The sequence below is a fragment of the Mycobacterium sp. NPDC050041 genome (assembly GCF_049541695.1).
Classification (GTDB): Bacteria; Actinomycetota; Actinomycetes; order Mycobacteriales; family Mycobacteriaceae; genus Mycobacterium.
Window position 1 is genome coordinate 217,961 of sequence record NZ_JBMVDG010000003.1, and the last position, 22,558, is coordinate 240,518.

Here is a 22,558-nt window from a genome sequence, read left to right on the forward strand (position 1 = left end):
CGGGCCGTTCAGCCGAGTCGTGGATGATGGACTGGTGGCTGACATCAAACGCGGGCGCGCCGCCCGTAATGCGAAGCTCGCGAGCCTGCCCGTCGGCATGGCTGGCCGTGCCGCACTCGGCTTCGGCAAGCGGCTGACCGGCAAGTCACGCGACGAGGTCAACGCCGAACTGATGGACAAAGCCGCCCAGCAGCTGTTCACCGTGCTGGGTGACCTCAAGGGCGGAGCGATGAAGGTCGGCCAGGCGCTGTCGGTGATGGAGGCCGCCATCCCCGAGCAGTACGGCAAGCCCTACCGCGAGGCGCTGACCAAGCTGCAACGCGAGGCCCCGCCGCTGCCCGCGGCCAAGGTGCACCGGGTGCTCGACGGCCAGCTCGGCACCAAGTGGCGCCAGCGATTCACCTCGTTCGAGGACCAGCCCGTCGCCTCGGCCAGCATCGGCCAGGTGCACAGGGCGGTATGGGCCGACGGCCGCGAGGTCGCCGTGAAGATCCAGTACCCGGGCGCCGACGAGGCACTGCGCGCCGACCTCAAGACGATGCAGCGCATGACGAATGTGCTCAAGCAGCTCGCCCCCGGCGCCGACGTCGACGGCGTGGTCGACGAGCTCATCGAGCGCACCGAGATGGAACTGGACTACCGGCTCGAAGCCGACAACCAGCGCGCCTTCGCGAAGGCCTACGAGGACGACCCGAAGTTCGTCATCCCCCGCATCGTCGCCAGCGCGCCCAAGGTGCTGATCGCCGAATGGATCGACGGCATCCCGATGTCGCAGATCATCCGCGAGGGCAGCCCCGAAGAACGCGACCTGATGGGCACCCGGCTGGCCGAACTGACCTACAGCGCGCCGCGCCGGCTGGACATGATGCACGGCGACGCCCACCCCGGGAACTTCATGCTGATGCCGAACGGACGGATGGGCGTCATCGACTTCGGCGCGGTCGCTCCCCTGCCGGGCGGGCTCCCCGTCGAACTCGGCCGGATCATGCGTTACGCACTGGAAGACGACTACGACAACCTGATCGCCACCATGGAGAAGATCGGGTTCATCCAGCCCGGCGAGAAGGTGTCGGTGCAGGACGTCGACGACATGCTGCGGCAGTACGTGGAGCCGCTTCAGGCCGGAACCTTCCACTTCACCCGCAAGTGGCTGCAGAAGATGACCGCCGTGCAGCTGGACAAATCGGTCGCCCAGATCAAGACGGCCAGGCAGATGGACATCCCGGCCAAGCTCGCCATCCCGATGCGGGTGATCGCCTCGTCGGTGGCGATCTCGTGTCAGCTCGACGCGCACGTGCCCGTCAAAGCCATTGCGCTGGAACTGGTTCCGGGATTCGCCGACGCCGCATGACCGTCCGGGAAACCCGGCGGCGACACTAGGCCGCCGCCGGATTCCCCTCGGTGTTCTTGCGCGGACGCCCGCGCGGACGCTTGCGTGCCACGACGGTGCCACGGTCGAGGATCTCCCCGCCCCACACCCCCCACGGCTCCTGCCGTTCCAGCGCGGCGTTGAGGCACTCACGCCGGATCGGGCAGTCGGCGCACAGTGCCTTGGCCCGTTCGAGGTCGGCCGGACTCTCGGCGAACCACATGTCGGGGTCGTTGAGGTGACACGGCACTGCCGGCAGCTTCCGCTCGAGGCACATACCCTGCGACATCAGTTGATTCCTGCTTCCTGGTCGTTGTTTCCTCGGCCATCTGATTTCTGATGGATCTGGGACCAGGTGCTCGGATCATCTCCGAAAAAACTCTGGCCACGGATCCGGTGACTGCGGGTCCGTGGCCATGTGGCGTGTCGAAGGCGTACCTAGGTGGTGCCCCGAATCACGGACGGACGAGTCGCGGTGGCGGCGCGGCGCTTGCGCGGCGCCGGAATGGCGGCGGCAGGCCACGCCGCAATAGCGGCGGCGGCAGCCGCGGACGCGTGATACACCGCGACGGCGGAGGTGCCGGCGACGACGTGGAGGGTCCGCGACATACCGGCAACGCCTACACCGACAAACGCGTTCGTGTTGCTGATCATGATCCGGGCACCCTCCTTCCGACTCGTCGCCCAACGTGTGATTCGAGGCTAAGCCTAACAGCGCAGCCGCACAACCTATTTTCTACCTGCGCTTTTGGCGGAATCTTTGCGATTCCTGGCCGCCTTCAGCCCCTCTCGCGCACCAGGGCCAGGACATCGGGCCCGTACTGCTCGAGCTTGCGCGCACCGATGCCCGGAATCGCCACCAGCGCGGCGTCGTCGGTGGGCAGCGTCTCGGCGATGGCGATCAGCGTGTTGTCGGTGAAGACCACGTACGCGGGCACTTTCAGCTCCTTGGACGTCTGCAGCCGCCACTCCTTGAGCCGCCCGAGCAGTTCCTCGTCGAGGTCGGACGGGCAGGACTCGCAGCGCCGCAACATGATCGCCGGCGGAGTGGTCAACGCGCCGTTGCAGACCCGGCAGCGCGGGGTGGCGCCCTTCTGGCGACGGGGCCGACCGGGGCCGGTGTCCGACGAGGCCTGCGGTGCGAGGCCGTTGAGGAAGCGCGACGGCCGCCTGCCCTGCCTGCCGCCGGGCGCGCGGGCCAGCGCCCAGCTCAGTGCCAGGTGCACGCGCGCCCGGGTGATGCCCACGTAGAGCAGCCGGCGTTCCTCCTCGACGGGTTCACTGTCGGGGCCGTGGGTCAGGGCGTGTGAGATCGGCAGCGTGCCGTCGGCGAGCCCGACCAGGAAGACCGCGTCCCACTCGAGACCCTTGGCGGCGTGCAGCGACGCCAGCGTGACGCCCTGCACGACCGGTGGATGGCGGGAGTCGGCGCGCTGACGCAGCTCGACCACGAGGGCGCGCAGGTCGAGATGCGGCCGCAGCGCCACCTCTTCGTCGACGAGTTCGGCCAGCGCGGCGAGCGCCTCCCAGCGTTCGCGGGCCCGCACGCCCGCGGGCGCCTCGGCCGTCAGCCCGAGCGGCTCGAGCAGGCCGCGCACCACCTCACCGAGTGCGGCCCCGGCCCCGTCGTCCTCGGCCCGCTCCGCGGCGCGCTGCAGGGCGAGCAGAGCCTGACGGATCTCCTGGCGGCTGAAGAAGCCCTCGCCGCCGCGCACCTGAAAGGCCACCCCGGCTTCGGTGAGCGCCTCCTCGTAGACCTCCGACTGGGCGTTGATGCGGTACAGCACAGCGATCTCGGCCGGGGAGGTGCCCGACTCGATGAGCCGGGCGATCGCCTTGGCGACGGACGCCGCCTCGGCGACCTCGTCGGGATGCTCGGAGAACGTCGGCTCGGGGCCCGGTGCAAGCTGCCCCACCAGGTGCAGCTTGCTGCCTGCGATGCGCCCGCGCGCGGCGGCGATCACCCGGTTGGCCAGCGACACCACCTGCGGCGTGGACCGGTAGTCGCGTTCGAGGCGCACCACCGCGGCCTCGGGGTGCCGCCGGGAGAAGTCGAGCAGGTAGCGGGGCGTCGCGCCGGTGAAGGAGTAGATGGTCTGGTTCGCGTCGCCGACCACGGTGACGTCGTCGCGGGAACCGAGCCAGGCGTCGAGCACCCGCTGCTGCAGCGGCGTGACGTCCTGGTACTCGTCGACGACGAAACAGCGGTAGCGGTCCCGGAACTCCTGCGCGACCGCGGCGTCGTTCTCGATCGCCGCGGCGGTGTGCAGCAGCAGATCGTCGAAGTCGAGCAGCGCGGCGTCGTCGTTGCGGGCCTTGAGCGCCTCGTAACCGGCGTACACCGCGGCGATACGGGCGGCGTCGAACGGGATGTCGCGGCCGATCTCGGCGACCGCGGCGGCGTAGCCCTCAGGGCTGATCAGCGACGCCTTCGCCCATTCGATCTCACCGGCGAGATCGCGCACGTCGTCGGTGGAGGACTGCATCCCGGCCCGGTTCGCCGACTGCGCCACCACCGAGAACTTGCTGTCGAGCAGCCGCCAGCCGGTGTCGCCGACGACCCGCGGCCAGAAGTACTGCAGCTGGCGGCGCGCCGCGGCGTGGAACGTCATCGCCTGCACCGATGCCGTGCTGGCGTCGGAGTCCTGGTCCAGCGCACGCAACCGGGCGCGCATCTCACCGGCCGCCCGTGAGGTGAACGTGACGGCGAGCACCTGGCCCGGCGCCACGTGCCCGGCGGCGACGAGGTGGGCGATGCGCCGGGTGATGGTCCTGGTCTTGCCGGTGCCTGCGCCCGCCAGCACGCACACCGGCCCGCGGGGAGCCAGCACGGCTTCGCGCTGTTCGTCGTCGAGGTCGGTGAGCAGCGGCTCGAGCGACGAGCGGGCCTCTACCGACATGCGGTCCATCTTGACAGGGCGGTGTGACAAACGCCCGCCGCAGTGCCGGGCATGTTCGGCCCATCGGTTAGGTTGAATCCGTTATGACTGCTTCCGATACCGCCACCTTGACCATGTACACCACCTCGTGGTGTGGGTACTGCTCGCGGCTCAAGACCGCCCTGAGGTCCGAGGGGATCTCCTGGAGCGAGGTCGACATCGAGGCCGACCCGGCCGCCGCCGAGTTCGTCGGGTCGGTGAACGGCGGCAATCACGTCGTGCCGACCGTGAAGTTCCCGGACGGTTCGACGCTGACGAACCCGAGCATCAAGGACGTCAAGGCCAAACTCGCCGGATAACCGACGGCGACGTCAGTCCTGGGCCGCCCACGACTCGATGATCTCCCTGGCGATCGAGATCGATCCGGGCAGCAGCAGCCGCGACGGCGAGCGGCTGTTCCAGTCCCCGTGCTCGAGTGCGTCGCGGATCTCCGCCCGGGTGAACCAGCCCGCCTCGGCGATCTCCCCGTCGTTGTAGGAGAACTCCTGCTCGGGGTCACCGATCGCGTGGAAGCCGACCATCAGCGAGCGCGGGAACGGCCACGGCTGGCTGCCCAGGTACTCGACGTCGGTCACCGTGAGCCCGACCTCCTCGGCGATCTCGCGGACCACGCACGCCTCGAACGATTCGCCCGCCTCGACGAAGCCCGCGAGGATCGAGAACAGCCGTTCGGGCCACACCGTCTGGCGGGCCAGCACCGCGCGGTCGTGGCCGTCGTGCACCAGGCAGATCACCGCCGGGTCGATGCGCGGGAACTCCTCGTGGCCCGTCAGCGGGTTCGACCGGCCCCAGCCGGCCTTGATCGGTCGGGTCGGGGCGCCGTCGACCGGGCTGAACCGGGCGCTGTCGTGCCAGTTGAGCAGTGCCGTGGCGGTCGAGACGAGCTGGGCGCTGACGTCGTCGAAGATGTGCCCCGCCCGACGCAGGTCGAGCACCTCCACCGGTTCGGGATCCTCGGGCGGCTCCAACTCGCCGCGCACCGCCCAGACGTGCCTGCCGTCGTCGAGGCGGCCCAGGAAGACAGCGTGGTCGGGGGGCGCGTCACCGAGCGCGGCGGCCGGTCCGAGCACCACCCGTCCACCGCCGATCAGTACCTGGTTGCGCCGGTCCACCCGCAGCAGCAGGGCGTCGGCCCAGCCCGCGACCGCGGCGTCGACGTCGGTGCGCAGCGTGTCGGCCCGGTCGGCGCCGACCCTGGACAGCAGCGGGACGTTGCGCAGGCTGAGCCTGGTCCCCCGTCGCTCCGGCACGCCGGAGGTCATCGCTCCGCGTCCGCGCTGCGGATGTGCAGCAGCCGGTCACCGGGTTCGAGCGCATCGACCTTCGGATCGTCGACGCGCAGCAGCTTCCCGTCGCGCACCACGCCGAGCACGATGTCGGACAGGTGCCGGGGTGAGCCGGCCACCTCCTTGGGCGTGACCTCCCGCTCGGCGATGGCGAAGCCGGCGTCCGGGGTCAGCAGGTCCTCCATCATCTCCACCACGCTCGGTGTCTGCACCGCGATCCCGAGCAGCCGGCCCGCGGTCTCCGAGGTGACCACCGTGGAGTCGGCCCCGGACTGCTGCAGCAGGTGCTGGTTCTCGGCCTCGCGGACCGCGGCGATGATCTTGGCGTTGGGGGCGAGTTCGCGGGCGGTCAGCGTCACCAGCACGGCGGTGTCGTCGCGGTTGGTCGCGACGATGATCGACTTCGCGTGCTGGGCGCTGGCCAGCCGGAGCACCTCCGAGTCGGTGGCGCTGCCGCGCACCGTGACCAGGCCCGCACTCTTGGCGCGTTCGAGGGCGGTGGGGTTCTCGTCGACGACCACGATGTCGGCCGGGGCGACCTCGTCGCCGATCATCGCCGCCACGGCGGTGCGGCCCTTCGTGCCGTAGCCGATGACGACGGTGTGGTTGCGCACTTTGTTCCTCCATCGCTGGATCTTCAACGCCTGGCGCGACTGCGTGGTGAGGGTTTCGACCGTGGTGCCGATCAGCACGATCAGGAAGGCGACCCGCAGCGGGGTGATCACCAGCACGTTGACCAGGCGGGCCGAATCGGTCACCGGCGTGATGTCGCCGTAGCCGGTCGTCGAGAGCGACACCGTGGCGTAGTACAGACAGTCCAGGAACGACAACGGGTTGTCGGCGTCCGGGGCGCTCTCGATGTCGCGGTAGCCGTGCCGGTCGAGGTAGACGATCAGGACCGCGGCGAACAGCGCGGACAACGCGTAGATCATCCGCATGACGATCCGGCGGGCCGGGCTGACGAACGGCTCCGGAATCGAGAGGACGTCGACCAGGTCGGCGTCCGGCCGGTTGGTCAGATCCTGGTCTACCGCGGCGAGCCGACGTCGCAACCTACCTTTGGCCACGGGGACCGTTCATCGTTCGCCCGGCGATGCGCACGTCACAATGTAACCATGACCTCTCTCCCACCAGAACTGCAGCGGATCGCCGGCTCGTCACGCGGAGCCAAGATGGGCGCGATGCTCGTCGGCATGGGGGTGCTGCACTTCGTGGCGCCCAAACCGTTCGACGGGATCATCCCCGCCGAACTGCCGGGCACCGCGCGGTTCTACACCTACGCCTCAGGGGTCGCTGAACTCGCGGCGGGCGGGTTGCTGATCGCGCCTCAGACCCGCAAGGTGGGCGCGCTGGCGGCGGTGGCGCTGTACCTCGCGGTCTTACCCGGCAACGTCAACATGGTCCGGCTGTGGTGGGACAAGCCGTGGCCGATGCGGGTGGTCGCGATCGCCCGCCTCCCCCTGCAGATCCCGATGATCACCCAGGCGCTCAAGGTCTACCGCGAGGCCTAGGACGCCGCACCGGTCAGGCCGCCTCCTGGTTCAGTAGCGCGGCCAGTTCGTCGACGCCGGGCAGGACGGCCGGACGCACGGTCTCGCCGGTGCGCACGTAGTGGAACGCCGCGCGCACCGAGGACACCGGACAGTCCTGCAGCGCGGCCCAGGCCAGGCGGTACACCGCCAACTGCACGGCGGCCTGGGTGCGCGCCCGGTCGGTGTCGGGCGGCTCGCCGGTCTTCCAGTCCACCACCGTGACGCCGCCGTCGTCGTCGGCGAACACCGCGTCGATGCGCCCGCGCACGACGGTGTCGTCGATCACCATGTCGAACGGCACCTCCACGTCGATCGGGATGCGCGCCGCCCAGGGCGACACCATGAACGCGGCCTCCAGTTCGGCCAAGGCCTCGGCCTCGCCGCGGCGCAGGTCGCTGTCCACCGCACCGGGCAGGTCGTCGAGGTCGAACAACCGCTCGGCGCCGTAGAAGCGCTGCACCCAGTCGTGAAAAGCCGTGCCCAGCAGTGCATGTGGGTCCGGTCGCATCGGCAGCCTGCGGGCCAGCCGCTGCGTGGCCGCCGCCGGATCCCTGCCGAGGTCGACCAGTGTGCTCACCGAGACCTGTACGGGCAGAACGACCTGCGCGGACCGCCCGGTGCGCTCCCGCTCGGCCAGCAGCGCGTCGACGTCGGCCCGCCAACCGTCGACATCGGCGTCCTGCTGGAGTTCGCCGGCCATCGCCCGCGTCACCAGCGCGGCGCCGCGATCGAGGTCGGCCCGCCGTCCACCCGCCGGATCCGGTGGCCAGACAGCTTCGACGACGTTCTCGCGCAACGGGTTCGGCTCACCGTCGGCCGGGGCGGGAGCCCAGTGTTCGACGACTCCGCACGGGTCGCCGTCGGCCACCGACCGGTCGATGATGTCCTTGAGCTCGCAGAGGAAGTCCGACGGCCCCCGCGGTTTGGACTCCGCGGCGCCCCAGTGATGACCCGAGAGCAGCAGTGTGTCCTCGGCGCGGGTGAGCGCGACGTAGAGCAGCCGGCGCTCCTCGTCGACACGGCGCTGTTCCAGACGACTCTTGTGCTCGTGGATGCGGTCCGACAGCATCTTGCGGTCGTTGACGTCGGAGGTGTCCAGCACCGGGACCCCGTGGTCGGCCGCCGTCGCGCGGTCGCCGCGCAGCAGCGGTGGGAGGTCCGCGGGATCGGTGAGCCACGTCCGCGGCTGGGCGGTGGACGGGAACACCCGTGCACTCAGGTGCGGTACGGCGACCACCTGCCACTCCAGCCCCTTGGCGGCGTGCACGGTGAGGATCTGCACCCGGTTGGCCGACACCGAGACCTCGGCGGGCGCCAGCCCGTTCTCCACCACCATGGCGGCGTCCAGGTAGGCCAGCAGTCCGCTCACGGTGGCGCCCGGCCGGGCCGCGAAATCCGCGACCACGTCGGCGAACGTGTCCAGATGCTCGGCACCTGCCCAGCCTGCGCCGACGGGTTGGGCCGCACGGGCCTCGGCGTCGATACCCAGTACCCGTCGCACGTCGGCGATCAGCTCGGGCAGCGGGAAACCCAGATGCGCGCGCAGGGCGGTCAGCTCACGGCCCAGCGCGACGATCCGGCGATGGCCCTCGGGCGAATACCGTTCCGCCGCGCCGGGATCACAGACGGCGTCGGCGAGGCAGGCGGCGTCGGCGTCGGGTGCGGTACGGGCCACGATCTCCTCGGTGGACGCTGATCCTGCCGGCGCCGCGGTGTCATCGAGTTCGACGGCGCGCCGCCACAGCGCGGCGACGTCCTTGGCGCCGAGGCGCCACCTCGGACCGGTGAGCACTCGCATCGCGGCCGCACCGGCCGTGGGATCGGCCAGCAGCCGCAGCATCGCCACCACGTCGGCCACCTCGGGGATGGAGAGCAACCCGGCCAGGCCGACCACCTCGACCGGGACACCGCGCGCGGTCAGCGCATCGGCCATGGGCGCGGCATCGGCGTTGCGGCGCAACAGGACCGCGGCCGTGGGCACGTCGTCGCCCGCACCGTGGTAGAGCGCGGCCACCTGGTCGGCCACCCATTCCCGTTCGGCTGCCAGGTCGTTCAGCAGCGCGCAGCGGATGGTGCCTGGCTCGGCCCCGGGGCGGGGCAGCAGCTCGCGCACGGCCACCGACCGGCGGCGGGCCTCCGCCGACACCTCGTTGGCCAGCCGCAGCGCCCGCGGCGGATTCCGCCAGCTGGTGCGCAGTTCGAGCGTGGGCGCCGGGGTGCCGTCCGCATGCGGGAAGTCGGTGGCGAACCGGGGCAGGTTGGTGGCCGATGCGCCGCGCCAGCCGTAGATCGACTGGATCGGGTCGCCGACCGCGGTGAGCGCGAGACCGTCGTCCACCCCGCCGCCGAACAGCGACGACAACGCGATCCGCTGGGCGTGGCCGGTGTCCTGGTACTCGTCGAGCAGCACCACCCGGTAGCGCTGCCGCACCTGGGCGCCGACCTGCGGGAACTCGGCAGCCAGCCGGGCGGCGGCCGCCATCTGCATGCCGAAGTCCATCACCTTGTCAGCCCGCATCCGGCGGTGCAGCGCGTCGATCAGCGGCACGAGTTCGGTTCGCTCGGTCTGCGTCGCGAGCAGCCGCAGCAGCCACTGACTGGGACCGCGGTCACGCTGGTACGGGGCCGCGGGCAGGGTGTGCACCAGCCGCTCCAGCTCGATGTGGGTGTCGCGCAACTGATCGGTGTCGACCAGGTGCTCGGCCAGCTGTCCGGCCAGTCGCAGCACCATCGCCGTCACCGCGGCCGGGGTCTTGTCGACCTGCAGCTCACCGGGATGCTCACACACCACCCGGAAGGCCAACTGCCACAGCTCCGTCTCGCTGATCAGCCGGGTGTCCGGCTCGACCGGCAGCAGCAGCCCGTAGTCGCGCAACAGCGTGCCCGCGAAGGCGTGATAGGTGCTGACCGTCGCCGGGTCGGCGTCGTCGCCGCCGGGCAACAGCCCCACGCCCGCCAGCCGGGACAGCCGGCTGCGCACCCGGCGCAGGAGCTGGCCGGCGGCCTTACGGGTGAAGGTCAGGCCGAGCACCTCGCCGGGCGTGGCGTAGCCGTTGGCCACCAGCCACACCACCCGTGCGGCCATGGTCTCGGTCTTGCCCGCACCCGCGCCTGCGATCACCACGAGCGGACCCGGCGGTGCGGCGATGACGGCGGCCTGCTCCTCGGTGGGCGCGAAAACACCCAGCGCCGAGGCGAGTTCGGCAGGGCTGTAGCGGGGTGTCATCACCTCTCTTCTCCAGCTGACTGGGCGGGGCAGCTGCCACGGACGGGGCAGTGGGTGCAGCTGTCGTTGATCCGGGCGACGAACTGCGGACCCTGCGTCGCCGCCGCGGCCCGGCTGACCTGCTGCCGCCACTGCTGCTGCGCCTCGGGGGTGAGCGCATCCTGCTCGCGCTCGGCGGGGCCGCCTGCGGTGGCCCTACCGAGGTACACCAGCCGACCGCCGCCGGGCTGGTCACCGTCGGACAGCAGGCCGGCCGCGACGGCCAGCTGGTACATGGCCAGCTGGGCGTGGCGCTGCGCGTCGTCCTTGGTGACCGGGCTCTTGCCGGTCTTCAGATCCACCACGACCAGCCGGCCGGCGTCGTCACGTTCGAGCCGGTCCAGCCGTCCGCGGACACGCACCCCCGGCGCACCGTCGGCGCCGGGCTCGGCGATCAGCCCGTCGACGTCGACCTCGGTGCCCACCTCGGTGAGGTCGCGGCGGGTCTGCTCGCGCCACTGCGCGAAACCCGCGAGCATGGCGCGGTGCCGCGTCAACTCGTTGTCGGCGTGCCACGGGGCCTCGAACGGCAGCTGCCGCCAGACTGTTTCGAGCTCGTTGACCAACTGGCTCTCCGTGCGGCCGGGGTCGGCGAGCAGGGCGTGCACGAGCGACCCGACCGCCGACCGCACGTCGCGGGCGTCACTGCCGCCGTGGCGCTCCAGCAGCCAGCGCAGCGGGCAGTCGGTCAGCGTCTGCAGCGTCGACGGCGACAGCGTGACGGTGTGATCGGTACCCGACCACAGCGGCTCGGCGCTCGACACCAGCGTCATGCCGTACCACTGCGCGGGGTCGGCGCCCGGGATACCCACCGCGGCCATCCGCGCCAATTGCGTTGCGGCGCACTCGCGGGCGATGCCGTCGGAACCGTCTCCCGGCGCACAGGCCACCGCGCGCAACCGGCCGACCAGCACGGCGGGGGCGAGTACCCGTGGGGCGCGGGCGGGGAGATCGGGCTCCGGCCGGGGATCGGTGGCCAGCGCTGCCAGTTCGTGGCAGAACGGCGAGGGCAGCGCGGCCTCGTCGCCGGATTCACTGTCGACGGCGGTGGCCAGCACCCGGGTGCGGGCCCGGCCGAGTGCGGCGATCAGCAGGCGGCGTTCCTCGGCCAGCAGGGGCGCGCGGCTGGACAGCTCACGGTCGGTGGCGGCGGCGACGCCGTCCAGCACGTCGACGAGGTGCTGTGTGCCGAGCACCCCGCCGCGTGGAACCGTGTTGGGCCACAATCCTTCCTGCAGCCCTGCGATCACCACGAACTCCCACTCCCGGTCGAGTGCGGCGTGTGCGCTCAGCACCGCGACCGCGTCGGGTGCGGGCCGCTGGTCGCGCGGCGGTGGCGGCGGCCCGAGCGCGGCGACATGGTCGATCAGACCTCGCAGCGAGGCGCCGGCCGTGCGGCCCACGTACTGCTCGGCGACATCGAAGAGCGCGGTGACCGCGTCGAGGTCGCGGTCGGCCTGCGCGCCGGCCGGGCCACCGCGTTCGCTCGCCGACAACCAGCGTCGCTGCAGACCCGAGCGATGCCAGGCCTGCCAGAGCGTGTCCCGCGGGTCGGCCCCCGCGGCGGCACTGCGGCGTGCCGCGGTCAGCACGGTGTGGATGCGACGCAGCGGGCGCTGCTGCTCCGGGGACAGGCCCGACGGCCCGTCTTCCAGCGCCGCGACGAGCAGGTCGGCGAAGTCGCGCGGCGGCCGGCTGCCGTCGGCCCGGCGCAGCGCCCGGCGCAGCTGCCGCAGTGACACCGGATCGACTCGGCCGATCGGCCCGGTGAGCAGCTCGTGGGCCCGCGCGCCGTCGAGGCCGTCGGCGGTGGCTTCGAGCACTGTCAGCAGCGCGCGGACCGCCGGGAGATCGGCGAGTGGCGCGGGGGTGGCTGGCACGTCGACCGGTACGCCGGCGGCCGACAGTGCCCGCGCCAGAGCCGAACCGGTGCGCGGCATCGACCGGACGAGGACCGCCATCTGCGACCACGGCACGTCGTCGACCAGATGCGCGCGGCGCAGCGCGTCGGCGATGACCGCGGCCTCGGCGTGCGGCGACGCCGCCACCCGCACCCCGACCGTTCCGGTGCGGGTGGTGTCGCCGGTGAGGTGGCGCACGGCCGACGCGGCGGGCAGCCTGCGGGCGAGCCCGGTGATGGCGTCGACGACGGCGGACGCACAGCGGTGCGACGCCGTGAGCGTGACGACCGCGCCGTCCCCGTCGCCGCGCAGCAGTGCCGGGTCGGCGCCGCGGTAGCCGAACACCGCCTGGTCGGGATCGCCCGCGATGACCGTCAATTCGGCGCCGGCGGCCAGTACCCGGACCAGCCGGGCGGCCTGCGGATCGAGCTGCTGGGCGTCGTCGACGAGCAGCACGCGCAGCCGGGCGCGTTCGGCGGCGAGCAGGTCGGGGTCGCTGCCGAGGGCCTCCAACGCGGCGCCGACCAGTTCGGCCGCGCCCAGCGCCGGAACGGTGGCCTGCGGCGCCGCCGCGCCGACCGCCGCACGCAGCAGCATGATCTGCTCGTAGGCCTGAGCAAACCGTCCGGCCGCCAGCCACTCCGGCCGCCCCGACAACCGGCCGAGGCGTTGCAGGGCAAGAGGATCGACACCCCGCTCGGCGCAGCGCGCCATCAGGTCGCGGATCTCGTTGGCGAAACCCACGGTGGCGAGGGCGGGGCGGAGGGCGGCGGGCCAACCGGTCGCCGAGCGGTCACCGTCCTCGAGGTCGCCGGCGAGCATCTCCCGGATGATGCCGTCCTGTTCGGCGCCGGTGATCAGCCGCGGCGGCGGATCGCCGTTGCGCTGCGCGGCCATCCGCAGGACGGCGAACGCATACGAGTGCACCGTCCGCACCAGCGGTTCGCGCACCACCGTGCGGGTGCCGTCCCGCAACATGCGACGGGTGATCACCGCACGGGCCTGCGCGCCGAGCCGGGCCGAACCCGTGAGCAGCAGAACGGATTCCGGATCGGTTCCGGCGGCGATGTGGGCGGCGGCGGTCTCGACCAGCAGGGCCGTCTTGCCCGTCCCCGGGCCGCCGAGCACACGCACGACGCCGCTGCGGCCGGGGCCGGTGAGCGAGGTCGGTGCCGGCTCGGTGCGTGACGCGGTCATGAGGGCATGACACCACGGGGGTCCGACATGTCGGTCCGCGTCGCCCTCCGGGACGGTCGGTCGGGCCGTCCGCTGGGATGGAGTCCTACCATCGACGCGTGACCTCGCGACTGCACGTGCACCGGTACGGGCCCGCGCGGCCCGCGCAGATCCTCGCCGTCCACGGTCTGACCGGGCACGGTCAGCGGTGGCAGACCCTCGCTGACCACCATCTGTCCGGATACGCGGTGGCCGCACCCGATCTGATCGGGCACGGGCGGTCGTCGTGGGACGCACCGTGGACGCTGTCGGAGAACACCACGGCGCTGGCGGCACTGCTCGACGCCGACGCCGGCGGTCCCGTCGTTGTGGTGGGGCACTCGTTCGGCGGCGCGGTGGCGCTCGACCTCGCCTGCGCTCGCCCGGATCTGGTCGCGGGCCTGGTGCTGCTCGATCCCGCGGTGGGGCTGGACGGCGCATGGATGCGCGAGATCGCCGACGACATGTTCGCCTCTCCCGACTACACTGACCGGGCCGAGGCGCGCGCCGAGAAGGCCAGCGGGTCATGGGGTGAGGTCGATCCGGCCGAGCTGGACCGAGACCTCGACGAGCACCTGGTCGAGCTGCCCAACGGGCGCAGCGGATGGCGGATCAGCATCCCGGCGATGATGTCGTACTGGAGCGAGCTGGCGCGGCCGGTGGCACTCCCCCGCGACGGCACCCGCACCACGCTGGTGCGAGCCCTGCGCACGCAGCCGCCCTACGCCTCCGACGAGCTGATCGCCGCACTGGATGCGACGCTGGGCTCGGATCTCGAGGTGCTGCAGTGGGATTGCGATCACATGGTGCCCCATGCCCGGCCTGCCGAGACGGCGACGCTCATCCGGGCCCACCTCGAACGTCACTGACATGGCACCCATCACCGACGAGCAGGTCGAAGCCGTCCGTGCGCTGGTCGCCAGGATCCCGGCGGGCCGGGTGTCGACCTACGGCGACATCGCCGACGCCGCCGGGCTTTCCAGCCCGCGCATCGTCGGCTGGATCATGCGCACCGATTCGTCGGATCTGCCCTGGCACCGCGTCATCACCGCATCAGGCAGGCCGGCCGCCCACCTGGCCACCCGCCAGCTCGAACTGCTGCGCGCCGAGGGTGTGCTCGCCGACGACGGCCGCGTCCGGTTGAGTGAGGCCCGGCACGCGTTCTGACGCGGCCTACAGGACCAGCCGGACCAGCGCAGCCGTACGGGCCAGCCCCGGGAACGCCGCGGCGGTCGAACGTGGATGCAGCGCGTGCACGGCGAGCCGAAACATCAACGCCCGCAACAACATCTGCGGCCACTCCGGCAGCGAGGCCCACCGCTCGATGAGGCCGTCGTCGGATTCACCCCAGGCCAGCGCGTCGACGACCACCACACCGGCCGCCCACGACGCCGGCCGCCAGTACGGGGTGATGTCGGTGATGCCGGGCGCGGCGGCCCCGGCGAACAACACCGTGCCGTATAGGTCGCCGTGCACCAGCTGGCTGGGGCTCTTGGTGGGTTTGCGCAGCCCCGCCAGCTGACCGATGAGTTCGACCGAACGCTGCCCGTCGGCCGATCCGGGCGACACCCGCGCGCCGGGCGGCAGCTTCTGCAGCGGCCGTTCCTCCCAGGCCGCGCGGTCGGCGGCGATGAAGACGTCCACGTCGGCCCACGGCGCGACGGGCGGCTGGGTGAGGAATCGGGGTCGTTCGAGTTTGGCGGTGGCCTCGTGCAGCCGCACCGCGGCCGAGACGACCTCGTCGTGGCGGGGCTCCGGTGTCCCGGCGACGAAGGTGTCGGCCCGCCACCCGGCGACCACGTACCGGCCGTCGGTCGACCGGACCGGCCGGGCCAGCCGGACACCGTCGACGAACAGCGTCTCGCGGACCTTGGCCGACCAGGCGGCCCGCGCGTGGTCGGCGATCAGCGAGAGCACCACCTCGCCGCAGCGCCAGCCGCCCTCCCACGTCGACCCGAGCGCCACCGGCCGCTGGCCGGTCAGCCCGAACGCCGCCAGCACGTGCTCCGGCGGACGAGGGTCAGTCACACGGCACAGGCTACCGGCGACAAGTCGCAGGTCGGTGCGCCGTGCAGCCTTGTGTCGGCGTCGTGTCGCGACCGTGACCGTCGGGTCAGTACATCACCATGTCGGGTTCGAGCTGCCTGCCCCAGGCGACGATGCCGCCCTGGACGTGCATCGCGTCGGAGAATCCGGCCTTCTTCGCGATCGCCAGCACCTCGGCCGAACGCACACCCGTCTTGCAGTAGAACACCGGCGTGCGGTCCACCTGCAGCTTCGACAGCGCCTCGCCGGTCTCGAACGCACCCTTGGGGATCAGCTCGGCGCCCTCGATGCGGTTGATGTCCCACTCGACCTGCTCCCGCACGTCGATCAGTGCCAGCGGCTTACCCGAGTCGAGCAGTTCGCGCAGCTCACGGGGGGTGATGGTGGAGTCGGCGGCGGCCTCGGCGGCCGCGTCGGACACCACGCCGCAGAACGCCTCGTAGTCGATCAGCTCGGTGATCTTCGGGGTCTCCGGGTCCTTGCGGATCTTGATCGTCCGGTACGTCATGTCCAGCGCGTCGTAGACCATCAGCCGGCCGAGCAGCGGGTCACCGATGCCGGTGATCAACTTGATCGCCTCGGTCCCCATCACCGATGCGATGGACGCGCACAGGATGCCGAGCACGCCACCTTCGGCGCAGGACGGCACCATCCCGGGCGGCGGCGGCTCCGGGTAGAGGTCCCGGTAGTTCAGGCCGAGGCCGTTCGGGGCGTCCTCCCAGAACACCGACACCTGGCCCTCGAAGCGGTAGATCGAGCCCCATACGTAGGGCTTGCCCGCCAGCACGGCCGCGTCGTTGACCAGGTAGCGGGTCGCGAAGTTGTCGGTGCCGTCGAGGATCAGGTCGTACTGCTCGAACAGCTCGAGCGCGTTGTCGGGTTCCAGCCGCACCTCGTGCAGCCGGACGTCGACGAGCGGGTTGATCTCCTTGATGGAGTCGCGAGCGCTCTGCGCCTTGGACCGCCCGATGTCGGACTGGCCGTGAATGACCTGGCGCTGCAGGTTGGACTCGTCGACCACGTCGAACTCGACGATGCCGATCGTGCCGACGCCGGCCGCGGCGAGGTACAGCAGCGTCGGCGAGCCGAGTCCGCCTGCGCCGATCACCAGCACCTTCGCGTTCTTGAGGCGCTTCTGACCGTCGACACCCAGGTCGGGGATGATCAGGTGGCGGCTGTAGCGCGCGACCTCTTCGCGGGTCAGTTCGGCCGCTGGTTCGACCAGCGGCGGCAACGGTGACGACACCGATATCTCCTCAGTTCCTGCGGGCTGCAGACGTGGGCGTACCCCATCACAATAGGCACTTTCCACAACCGTGAACGCCCCGCATTGCTTCCCGTCCCGACGGTCGCGGGAATCAGGCGATCGGGTACGGCCAGGGGTTGAACCGGCAGGTCTTGCCGTCGGCGCGCACGGTTTCGGGGTCGAACTTGGCCGCGTCGTTGTTGTTGGTCGAGAACGTCTGCTGCATCATGATCGGCGCCAGCGCGCCGTTCTCCGCGCACTGCTCGTGCCGCTGGTACCCGATGGCGTGGCCGACCTCGTGATTGATGAGGTACTGCCGGTAGGAGCCGATGTCGCCCTGGAACGGCACGGCGCCGCGCACCCACCGGGCCTCGTTGAGCAACACCCGCGGCTGTTCGCCCGCGTAGGCCGGGTTGTAGCAGGACGCCTCGAGCTGGATGTCGTAGCCGCAGCCCTCCCGGACGGTCATCGGCGAGGTCAGCGAGACCCGGAAGTCCGGTTCGACGCCGGACGCGGCGTCGACGCGGGTGAACGCGAACTGCGGATTGTGCGTCCAGCTCTTGGGGTTGGCCAGCGTCTCGCTGACCATCCGGGCGAAGCCCTCGTCGCCGCCGATGGTCGTGGTGTCCACCCCGTCCTCCACCTCGACGGTGTAGGTGAACACCTTGGTGGTGCCCTGGCCGGCCTGTGGTGTGGCGCCGGGGACGACGTGCCACGTCCTCGCACCGGCCGCGGTGAACGGGCCGCCCTCGGGCAGGATCCCGGTCGGCAGGCTGGCGTCGAACTGCGTCAGCCCCTTCGGCGGTGCGCCGACGATGGCGGTGCTCGACACCCCGAGCGTCGGCGGTCCCTGGACCGGTCCCTGCTCGTCGTCGGCGGCCTGCGGCGCGCTGGTGCCGGTGATGGTCTGATAGATCACCACGGCGGTGAGCACCATCAGCACGGGCAGCGCGTAGGCGCGCCAGCCGTAGGTGGAGACGAACCGCCCGAGCCAGGTCTGCTTGCGCCAGCGCTTGTGCTCGTCGCGATTGCTGCGGACCCGCCCCGAGTCGACGGCCAGCGGATCACGCTGTGCGCGCAGTGGCTCCCGCCATTCGTTGCGCAGCGCCGGGGCACGACCGGGCCCGCGACGCCCCGGGTCGTAGGTCACCGAAACAGGATGGCACAGAGGTGGGCACTTGCACCTCCGCCGCGCCACCGCGGAGGCAGCGGAGGTCGTCCTCGCGCACACCGCCGAAGATCGGTAGTAGTGTCGTTTCGATGAGCGGCTTGGGTGAAACACACCCAAGAGCGCCACTGGAATCCAGATTGAGGACTTGATGAGCGATCTCGCCAACACCGCCGAGAGGAGAGGTGCCAAGAGCGGCGACACCGCGCCGTCCTCGGGTAGCGGCCGCCGCGGCAACCGGCTCCCTCGCGACGAGCGGCGCAGCCAGCTACTGGTTGCGGCCAGCGAGATCTTCGTCGACCGCGGCTACCACGCCGCAGGCATGGACGAGATCGCCGATCGCGCGGGCGTCAGCAAACCTGTTCTCTACCAACACTTCTCATCGAAGCTCGAGCTGTACCTCGCGGTTCTGCAGCGCCATGTCGACAACCTGGTCTCCGGAGTCCGTCAGGCACTGCGCACCACCACCGACAACCGGCAGCGGCTCCGCGCGGCGATCCACGCGTTCTTCGACTTCATCGAGCACGACAGCCAGGGCTACCGGCTGATCTTCGAGAACGACTACACCACCGAGCCGCAGGTCGCCTCGCAGGTCAAAGTCGCCACCGAGGCGTGCACCGACGCGGTGTTCGACCTGATCAGCCGGGATTCCGGCCTCGAGGCACACCGCGCCCGGATGATTGCGGTGGGTCTGGTCGGCATCAGCGTCGACTGTGCGCGCTACTGGCTCGACAGCGAGCGCCCCATCTCCAAGGACGCCGCGGTCGAAGGCACCGTGCAGTTCGCCTGGGGCGGCCTGTCACACGTGCCGCTCACCCGTTCTTGACGGCCTCGGCCCCCACCACACCGACACCGAACCCGACCCGGCGCACGTCTGCGGCGCCGATCTCGACGTAGGCGATCCGGCCGCTCTGCACGAGGTAGCGGCGGCCCTTCACGTCGGTCAGCGAAAGCACGCCGGACTCCCCGCTCAATGCCGCGGAGACCGCCTCCTCCACCTCGGCGGGAGTCTGCACGCTGTTGAACGACAACTCGCGCGGGCTGTCCGTGACACCGATCTTGACCTCCACGTTGAACCCTTTCTCGCCTCGGCACCGTCGAGAGTCGACCTGATGCGCTCTCCTGCTGAGCAGGCTAGTGGACGGTACGGCACCCGCGCCGCCGTGGGCGGTTCGCGCTGAGCGAAGCCTGTTCCGGAGCGCGATCGAACCGAGTCCCGACCGTGACCAACACACGGGCTGACACACCTCATCCGTCACTTCCGCCCCGATAGCATCGGGGCCGGTAGTGGACGAGACGATGGGGAAAACCCGATGGACAGGCGATATTCGGCGAACTCGCCGTACACGACGGCGCCCACCGAGCGGTTCGACGCAGCGACGACCCGGATCGCCGACGGCGGCGTCGGCTATGCCGAGCCCACCTCGCGCGTGGAGGACTATCCGGCGTACGAGGACTACCCGTACGGCGCCGGCTACGACTCGCTGCGCGACACCGGATACGACACCGACTACCGCAGCGCCGACGACTCCGAAGATTCCGGCGACTCCGACGAAGAATTCGACGACGAGCCGCTGCTCGACCCCCGGTGGAAGTTCATCGCAGGCGTCGCGGGCGCGGTGCTGCTCGTCGCCGTGATCTGCACGGTGGTGATCCTGGGCGGCGGCGACAGCGGTTCGGTGACCGCGACGATGGTGCCCCCGACACAGACCAGCCAACCGGCCACCACCGCGGCGCCACCGCCGGCCGCCACGTCCGCCCCGACCTCGCTGCCCGCGGAGACCGTGACCACCGTGACACCGTCGCCGAGCGCGACCGCCGCTGCACCCGTACCCCCACCGGCCGCGGCCGCACCGCCGCCGCCTGCGCCGAGTCCGCGCACCATCACCTACCAGGTGACCGGCAACCGGCCGCTGCTCGACCTGGTCACGGTGATCTACACCGACCACCAGGGCGCCCTGCAGAGTGAGGTCAACGTGGCATTGCCGTGGACGAGGACCGTGGTGCTCGACCCCGGCGTCGAGTTGAAGTCGGTGACCGCGACCAGCGTCACCGGTCAGCTCAACTGCGCGATCACCGACGCCGCGGGGGCGACCCTGGCGTCGCAGGCGGCCAACACGATGATCGCCACCTGCACCCAGTGACCCTCAGGCCAGGCCGAGCTCCTGCATCCGCGCGCTGTGGGTGTTCTGCAACCGGTCGAAGAACTCGGTGAGCTGGGTCAGTCCCTCACCGCTGGAGACCACCAGGTCGACGAGTGCGTCGTGTTCGGCCAGCACGTACTGGGCCTGGGTGATGGCCTCGCCGAGCAGCCGCCGGGACCACAGCGCGAGGCGGTGGCGCTGCTTGTCGCTGGCGGTGACGGCGGCGCGCACCTCGGCGACCACGAACTGCGAGTGGCCGGTCTCGGCGAGCACGCCGCGCACCACGTCGGACACCTCGGCGGGCAGCGAGTCGGCGATCTCCAGGTAGAAGTCGGCGGCCAGTGCGTCACCGATGTAGGTCTTCACCAACGCCTCCAGCCAGGTGCTCGGAGTGGTCAGCCGGTGATAGTTCTCCAGCGCGGAGGCGAACTTCGTCATCGCGGGGATCACGTCGACTCCCCTGCGCTGCAACGCATCCCGTAGCAACTCGTAATGGCCCATCTCGGCTGCGGCCATGCTCGCCATGTTGATCCGGCCACGCAGATTGGGCGCCATCCGCGCCTCTTCGGTCAGCCGGTAGAACGCGGCGACCTCGCCGTAGGCCAGCAGTGCGAACAGCTCGTCGACCCCTCGGTGGGCGGCCGAGACGCCCGACGTCGCCGGGTTGACCGTCTGCTCGGGCGTGGCCGCGGCCGGGGTCGAATTCATGACCCAACTCTAGACGCCGGCCCGCGCAGCAACCCGTTGAGAGCGCGACCAGCTATCATGGGGGCGGATACCGGCGTAAAGCTCTGCTGAGCCGGGACCGAGAAATGTGCGTGCACGCCATGGGCCCGATACCTCGCTGTGCCCAGCGGATCGCCAACGCCCCGCCTTCGGGGCGATGAGACCGCGTCTTTCGTTTCACTCGTGCGCGCGTGACGCAAACGAGGAATGACCACGAAAGGCTCTGTCTACTCCGTATGACTCCACTGCCACCTCTCACCAAGTCCTTCGCCGAACTCGGTGTGCGCGACGAGATCGTCCGCGCCCTCGCCGAGGAGGGCATCGAGCACCCGTTCGCCATCCAGGAGCTCACGCTGCCGATGGCGCTGGCCGGCGACGACCTGATCGGTCAGGCCCGCACCGGCATGGGCAAGACCTACGCGTTCGGCGTTCCGCTGCTGCAGCGCGTCACCACCGACACCGAGAAGGAGCTGACGGGGATCCCCCGCGCCCTGATCGTGGTGCCGACCCGTGAGCTGTGCCTGCAGGTATACAACGACCTCGCGCTGGCCTCGAAGCATCTGCGGGCCGGCGATCGCAAGTTCTCCGTGGTGTCCATCTACGGCGGACGGCCCTACGAGCCGCAGATCGAGTCGCTGCGCAGCGGCGCCGACGTCGTCGTCGGCACCCCGGGCCGGCTGCTCGACCTCGCCCAGCAGGGCCACCTGCAGCTGGGCGGCCTGTCGGTGCTGGTGCTCGACGAGGCCGACGAGATGCTCGACCTGGGTTTCCTGCCCGACATCGAGCGGATTTTGCGGCTGACGCCGGACACCCGCCAGGCGATGTTGTTCTCGGCGACGATGCCGGACCCGATCATCACGCTGGCCCGCACCTTCATGAACCAGCCGACCCACATCAGGGCCGAGGCGCCGCAGTCGTCGCAGACCCACGACACCACCGTGCAGTTCGCCTACCGCGCGCACGCGCTGGACAAGGTCGAGATGGTGGCCCGCATCCTGCAGGCCGAGGGCCGCGGCGCGACGATGATCTTCACCCGCACCAAGCGCACCGCGCAGAAGGTCGCCGACGAGCTGGCCGAGCGCGGCTTCAAGGTCGGCGCCGTGCACGGTGACCTCGGCCAGAGCGCCCGCGAGAAGGCCCTCAAGTCCTTCCGCACCGGCGAGGTCGACGTGCTGGTGGCCACCGACGTGGCGGCCCGCGGCATCGACATCGACGACATCACCCACGTCATCAACTTCCAGATTCCCGAGGACGAGCAGGCCTACGTGCACCGCATCGGGCGCACCGGCCGGGCCGGCAAGACCGGCATCGCCGTCACGCTGGTGGACTGGGACGAGCTGCCCCGCTGGACGATGATCGACAAGGCGCTCGGCCTGAACACCCCCGATCCCGCAGAGACGTACTCCAACTCGCCGCACCTCTACGAGGAGCTCGGCATCCCGGCCGAGTCCGGCGGCTCCGTCGGCAGAGCCACCCGCACCTCGGACAAGCCCAAGCGCGAACCCCGCGACCGTGACCGCGACCGCGACCGCGATGCCAAGCCGGCCCGCACCCGCAACCGCAGGAGGACCCGCGCGGGCGAGACTTCCACCGAGCACAACGCCGCGACCGACACCGACGCACCGGCCCAGAGCGCCGACGGAGAATCGCCGGACGGGTCCCCGGCCAAGCGGCGCCGTCGCCGTCGTCCCCGCAAGACCGCGGCCGCAGGCGCCAGCTAG

At 71.0% G+C, this 22,558-nt stretch carries 20 protein-coding genes; 8 read left to right on the forward strand and 12 right to left on the reverse strand.

Annotation, left to right across the window (positions count from 1 at the left end):
* Positions 1 to 19: 19 nt before the first annotated feature.
* Positions 20 to 1,351: an ABC1 kinase family protein gene (locus tag ACPCHZ_RS11450; protein ID WP_423484878.1), complete on the forward strand. Its 1,332-nt coding sequence runs from the start codon at positions 20 to 22 to the stop codon at positions 1,349 to 1,351.
* Between the two features lie 25 nt (positions 1,352 to 1,376).
* On the opposite strand, the gene ACPCHZ_RS11455 is transcribed toward ACPCHZ_RS11450, so the two are convergent.
* The 3 genes from ACPCHZ_RS11455 to ACPCHZ_RS11465 all read right to left on the reverse strand — a co-directional run bounded on the left by ACPCHZ_RS11455 (position 1,377) and on the right by ACPCHZ_RS11465 (position 4,269).
* Positions 1,377 to 1,658, reverse strand: coding sequence for a WhiB family transcriptional regulator (locus ACPCHZ_RS11455; protein ID WP_264013562.1), 282 nt, complete (start codon positions 1,656 to 1,658; stop codon positions 1,377 to 1,379).
* Positions 1,659 to 1,807: 149 nt separating this feature from the next.
* Positions 1,808 to 2,023, reverse strand: coding sequence for a hypothetical protein (locus ACPCHZ_RS11460; protein WP_423484879.1), 216 nt, complete (start codon positions 2,021 to 2,023; stop codon positions 1,808 to 1,810).
* Positions 2,024 to 2,148: 125 nt separating this feature from the next.
* Entirely contained in the window at positions 2,149 to 4,269 is a 2,121-nt protein-coding gene (locus ACPCHZ_RS11465) for an ATP-dependent DNA helicase UvrD2 (protein ID WP_423484880.1), read from the reverse strand.
* 83 nt (positions 4,270 to 4,352) lie between these two features.
* On the opposite strand from ACPCHZ_RS11465, the gene mrx1 reads away from it, so the two are divergent.
* Entirely contained in the window at positions 4,353 to 4,607 is a 255-nt protein-coding gene (gene mrx1 / locus ACPCHZ_RS11470) for a mycoredoxin Mrx1 (protein WP_364971811.1), read from the forward strand.
* Between the two features lie 12 nt (positions 4,608 to 4,619).
* Here the strand turns inward: mrx1 and nudC are convergent, their stop codons facing one another.
* A complete protein-coding gene (gene nudC, locus ACPCHZ_RS11475) occupies positions 4,620 to 5,570 on the reverse strand; it encodes an NAD(+) diphosphatase (protein ID WP_423484881.1) in 951 nt (316 codons plus the stop codon).
* Positions 5,567 to 6,661: a potassium channel family protein gene (locus ACPCHZ_RS11480; RefSeq protein ID WP_364971814.1), complete on the reverse strand. Its 1,095-nt coding sequence runs from the start codon at positions 6,659 to 6,661 to the stop codon at positions 5,567 to 5,569. The genes nudC and ACPCHZ_RS11480 overlap by 4 nt, the downstream gene beginning before the upstream one ends.
* Before the next feature lie 48 nt (positions 6,662 to 6,709).
* On the opposite strand from ACPCHZ_RS11480, the gene ACPCHZ_RS11485 reads away from it, so the two are divergent.
* Positions 6,710 to 7,105, forward strand: a complete 396-nt coding sequence (locus ACPCHZ_RS11485; RefSeq protein WP_423484882.1) for a DoxX family protein — start codon at positions 6,710 to 6,712, stop codon at positions 7,103 to 7,105.
* A 13-nt stretch (positions 7,106 to 7,118) separates the two neighbouring features.
* Here ACPCHZ_RS11485 and ACPCHZ_RS11490 read toward each other — a convergent pair whose 3' ends face one another.
* Positions 7,119 to 10,352, reverse strand: a complete 3,234-nt coding sequence (locus ACPCHZ_RS11490) for an ATP-dependent helicase (RefSeq protein ID WP_423484883.1) — start codon at positions 10,350 to 10,352, stop codon at positions 7,119 to 7,121.
* Positions 10,352 to 13,489 carry an ATP-dependent helicase gene (locus tag ACPCHZ_RS11495; RefSeq protein WP_423484884.1) on the reverse strand — a complete coding sequence of 1,046 codons (3,138 nt, stop codon included), beginning with the start codon at positions 13,487 to 13,489 and terminating at the stop codon, positions 10,352 to 10,354. Before ACPCHZ_RS11495 ends, ACPCHZ_RS11490 begins: the two co-directional genes overlap by 1 nt.
* A gap of 77 nt (positions 13,490 to 13,566) precedes the next feature.
* Here ACPCHZ_RS11495 and ACPCHZ_RS11500 point away from each other — a divergent pair, with 77 nt between their 5' ends.
* Together ACPCHZ_RS11500 and ACPCHZ_RS11505 are read left to right on the forward strand one after the other, a co-directional pair.
* The gene (locus tag ACPCHZ_RS11500) at positions 13,567 to 14,376 is read left to right on the forward strand and encodes an alpha/beta fold hydrolase (protein WP_423484885.1); all 810 of its coding nucleotides are present in this window, start codon (positions 13,567 to 13,569) and stop codon (positions 14,374 to 14,376) included.
* Position 14,377: 1 nt separating this feature from the next.
* On the forward strand, positions 14,378 to 14,674 hold the full coding sequence (locus ACPCHZ_RS11505) for an MGMT family protein (RefSeq protein ID WP_364971821.1): 297 nt from the start codon (positions 14,378 to 14,380) through the stop codon (positions 14,672 to 14,674).
* Between the two features lie 6 nt (positions 14,675 to 14,680).
* Here the strand turns inward: ACPCHZ_RS11505 and ACPCHZ_RS11510 are convergent, their stop codons facing one another.
* The 3 genes from ACPCHZ_RS11510 to ACPCHZ_RS11520 form a co-directional block, all read right to left on the reverse strand.
* Positions 14,681 to 15,535: a TIGR02569 family protein gene (locus ACPCHZ_RS11510; RefSeq protein ID WP_264010867.1), complete on the reverse strand. Its 855-nt coding sequence runs from the start codon at positions 15,533 to 15,535 to the stop codon at positions 14,681 to 14,683.
* 85 nt (positions 15,536 to 15,620) lie between these two features.
* The gene (gene moeZ, locus ACPCHZ_RS11515; protein ID WP_423484886.1) at positions 15,621 to 16,799 is read right to left on the reverse strand and encodes an adenylyltransferase/sulfurtransferase MoeZ; all 1,179 of its coding nucleotides are present in this window, start codon (positions 16,797 to 16,799) and stop codon (positions 15,621 to 15,623) included.
* 112 nt (positions 16,800 to 16,911) lie between these two features.
* Positions 16,912 to 17,949, reverse strand: coding sequence for a DUF3152 domain-containing protein (locus tag ACPCHZ_RS11520; RefSeq protein ID WP_423484887.1), 1,038 nt, complete (start codon positions 17,947 to 17,949; stop codon positions 16,912 to 16,914).
* 169 nt (positions 17,950 to 18,118) lie between these two features.
* Between ACPCHZ_RS11520 and ACPCHZ_RS11525 the strand changes: the two genes are divergently transcribed.
* Positions 18,119 to 18,793 (forward strand): TetR/AcrR family transcriptional regulator, encoded by a 675-nt coding sequence (locus ACPCHZ_RS11525; protein ID WP_364971827.1) that lies wholly within the window; start codon positions 18,119 to 18,121, stop codon positions 18,791 to 18,793.
* Here the strand turns inward: ACPCHZ_RS11525 and ACPCHZ_RS11530 are convergent.
* Positions 18,780 to 19,037 (reverse strand): DUF3107 domain-containing protein, encoded by a 258-nt coding sequence (locus ACPCHZ_RS11530; RefSeq protein WP_364971828.1) that lies wholly within the window; start codon positions 19,035 to 19,037, stop codon positions 18,780 to 18,782. The genes ACPCHZ_RS11525 and ACPCHZ_RS11530 overlap by 14 nt on opposite strands.
* A gap of 243 nt (positions 19,038 to 19,280) precedes the next feature.
* Here ACPCHZ_RS11530 and ACPCHZ_RS11535 point away from each other — a divergent pair, with 243 nt between their 5' ends.
* On the forward strand, positions 19,281 to 20,111 hold the full coding sequence (locus ACPCHZ_RS11535; RefSeq protein ID WP_423484888.1) for a hypothetical protein: 831 nt from the start codon (positions 19,281 to 19,283) through the stop codon (positions 20,109 to 20,111).
* A 3-nt stretch (positions 20,112 to 20,114) separates the two neighbouring features.
* On the opposite strand, the gene ACPCHZ_RS11540 is transcribed toward ACPCHZ_RS11535, so the two are convergent.
* Positions 20,115 to 20,819, reverse strand: coding sequence for a ferritin-like fold-containing protein (locus ACPCHZ_RS11540; RefSeq protein ID WP_364971832.1), 705 nt, complete (start codon positions 20,817 to 20,819; stop codon positions 20,115 to 20,117).
* A gap of 254 nt (positions 20,820 to 21,073) precedes the next feature.
* On the opposite strand from ACPCHZ_RS11540, the gene ACPCHZ_RS11545 reads away from it, so the two are divergent.
* A complete protein-coding gene (locus tag ACPCHZ_RS11545; RefSeq protein WP_423484889.1) occupies positions 21,074 to 22,558 on the forward strand; it encodes a DEAD/DEAH box helicase in 1,485 nt (494 codons plus the stop codon).

Bases quoted from the DNA above. Each gene is read 5' to 3' on its own strand.
- nudC (WP_423484881.1), bottom strand. From the start codon at position 5,570: ATGACCTCCGGCGTGCCGGAGCGACGGGGGACCAGGCTCAGCCTGCGC.
- ACPCHZ_RS11505 (WP_364971821.1), top strand. From the start codon at position 14,378: ATGGCACCCATCACCGACGAGCAGGTCGAAGCCGTCCGTGCGCTGGTC.
- ACPCHZ_RS11495 (WP_423484884.1), bottom strand. From the start codon at position 13,489: ATGACCGCGTCACGCACCGAGCCGGCACCGACCTCGCTCACCGGCCCC.
- ACPCHZ_RS11460 (WP_423484879.1), bottom strand. From the start codon at position 2,023: ATGATCAGCAACACGAACGCGTTTGTCGGTGTAGGCGTTGCCGGTATG.
- ACPCHZ_RS11490 (WP_423484883.1), bottom strand. From the start codon at position 10,352: ATGACACCCCGCTACAGCCCTGCCGAACTCGCCTCGGCGCTGGGTGTT.
- ACPCHZ_RS11500 (WP_423484885.1), top strand. From the start codon at position 13,567: ATGGAGTCCTACCATCGACGCGTGACCTCGCGACTGCACGTGCACCGG.
- mrx1 (WP_364971811.1), top strand. From the start codon at position 4,353: ATGACTGCTTCCGATACCGCCACCTTGACCATGTACACCACCTCGTGG.
- ACPCHZ_RS11455 (WP_264013562.1), bottom strand. From the start codon at position 1,658: ATGTCGCAGGGTATGTGCCTCGAGCGGAAGCTGCCGGCAGTGCCGTGT.
- ACPCHZ_RS11525 (WP_364971827.1), top strand. From the start codon at position 18,119: ATGAGCGATCTCGCCAACACCGCCGAGAGGAGAGGTGCCAAGAGCGGC.
- ACPCHZ_RS11540 (WP_364971832.1), bottom strand. From the start codon at position 20,819: ATGAATTCGACCCCGGCCGCGGCCACGCCCGAGCAGACGGTCAACCCG.
- ACPCHZ_RS11535 (WP_423484888.1), top strand. From the start codon at position 19,281: ATGGACAGGCGATATTCGGCGAACTCGCCGTACACGACGGCGCCCACC.
- ACPCHZ_RS11465 (WP_423484880.1), bottom strand. From the start codon at position 4,269: ATGTCGGTAGAGGCCCGCTCGTCGCTCGAGCCGCTGCTCACCGACCTC.
- ACPCHZ_RS11545 (WP_423484889.1), top strand. From the start codon at position 21,074: ATGACTCCACTGCCACCTCTCACCAAGTCCTTCGCCGAACTCGGTGTG.
- ACPCHZ_RS11485 (WP_423484882.1), top strand. From the start codon at position 6,710: ATGACCTCTCTCCCACCAGAACTGCAGCGGATCGCCGGCTCGTCACGC.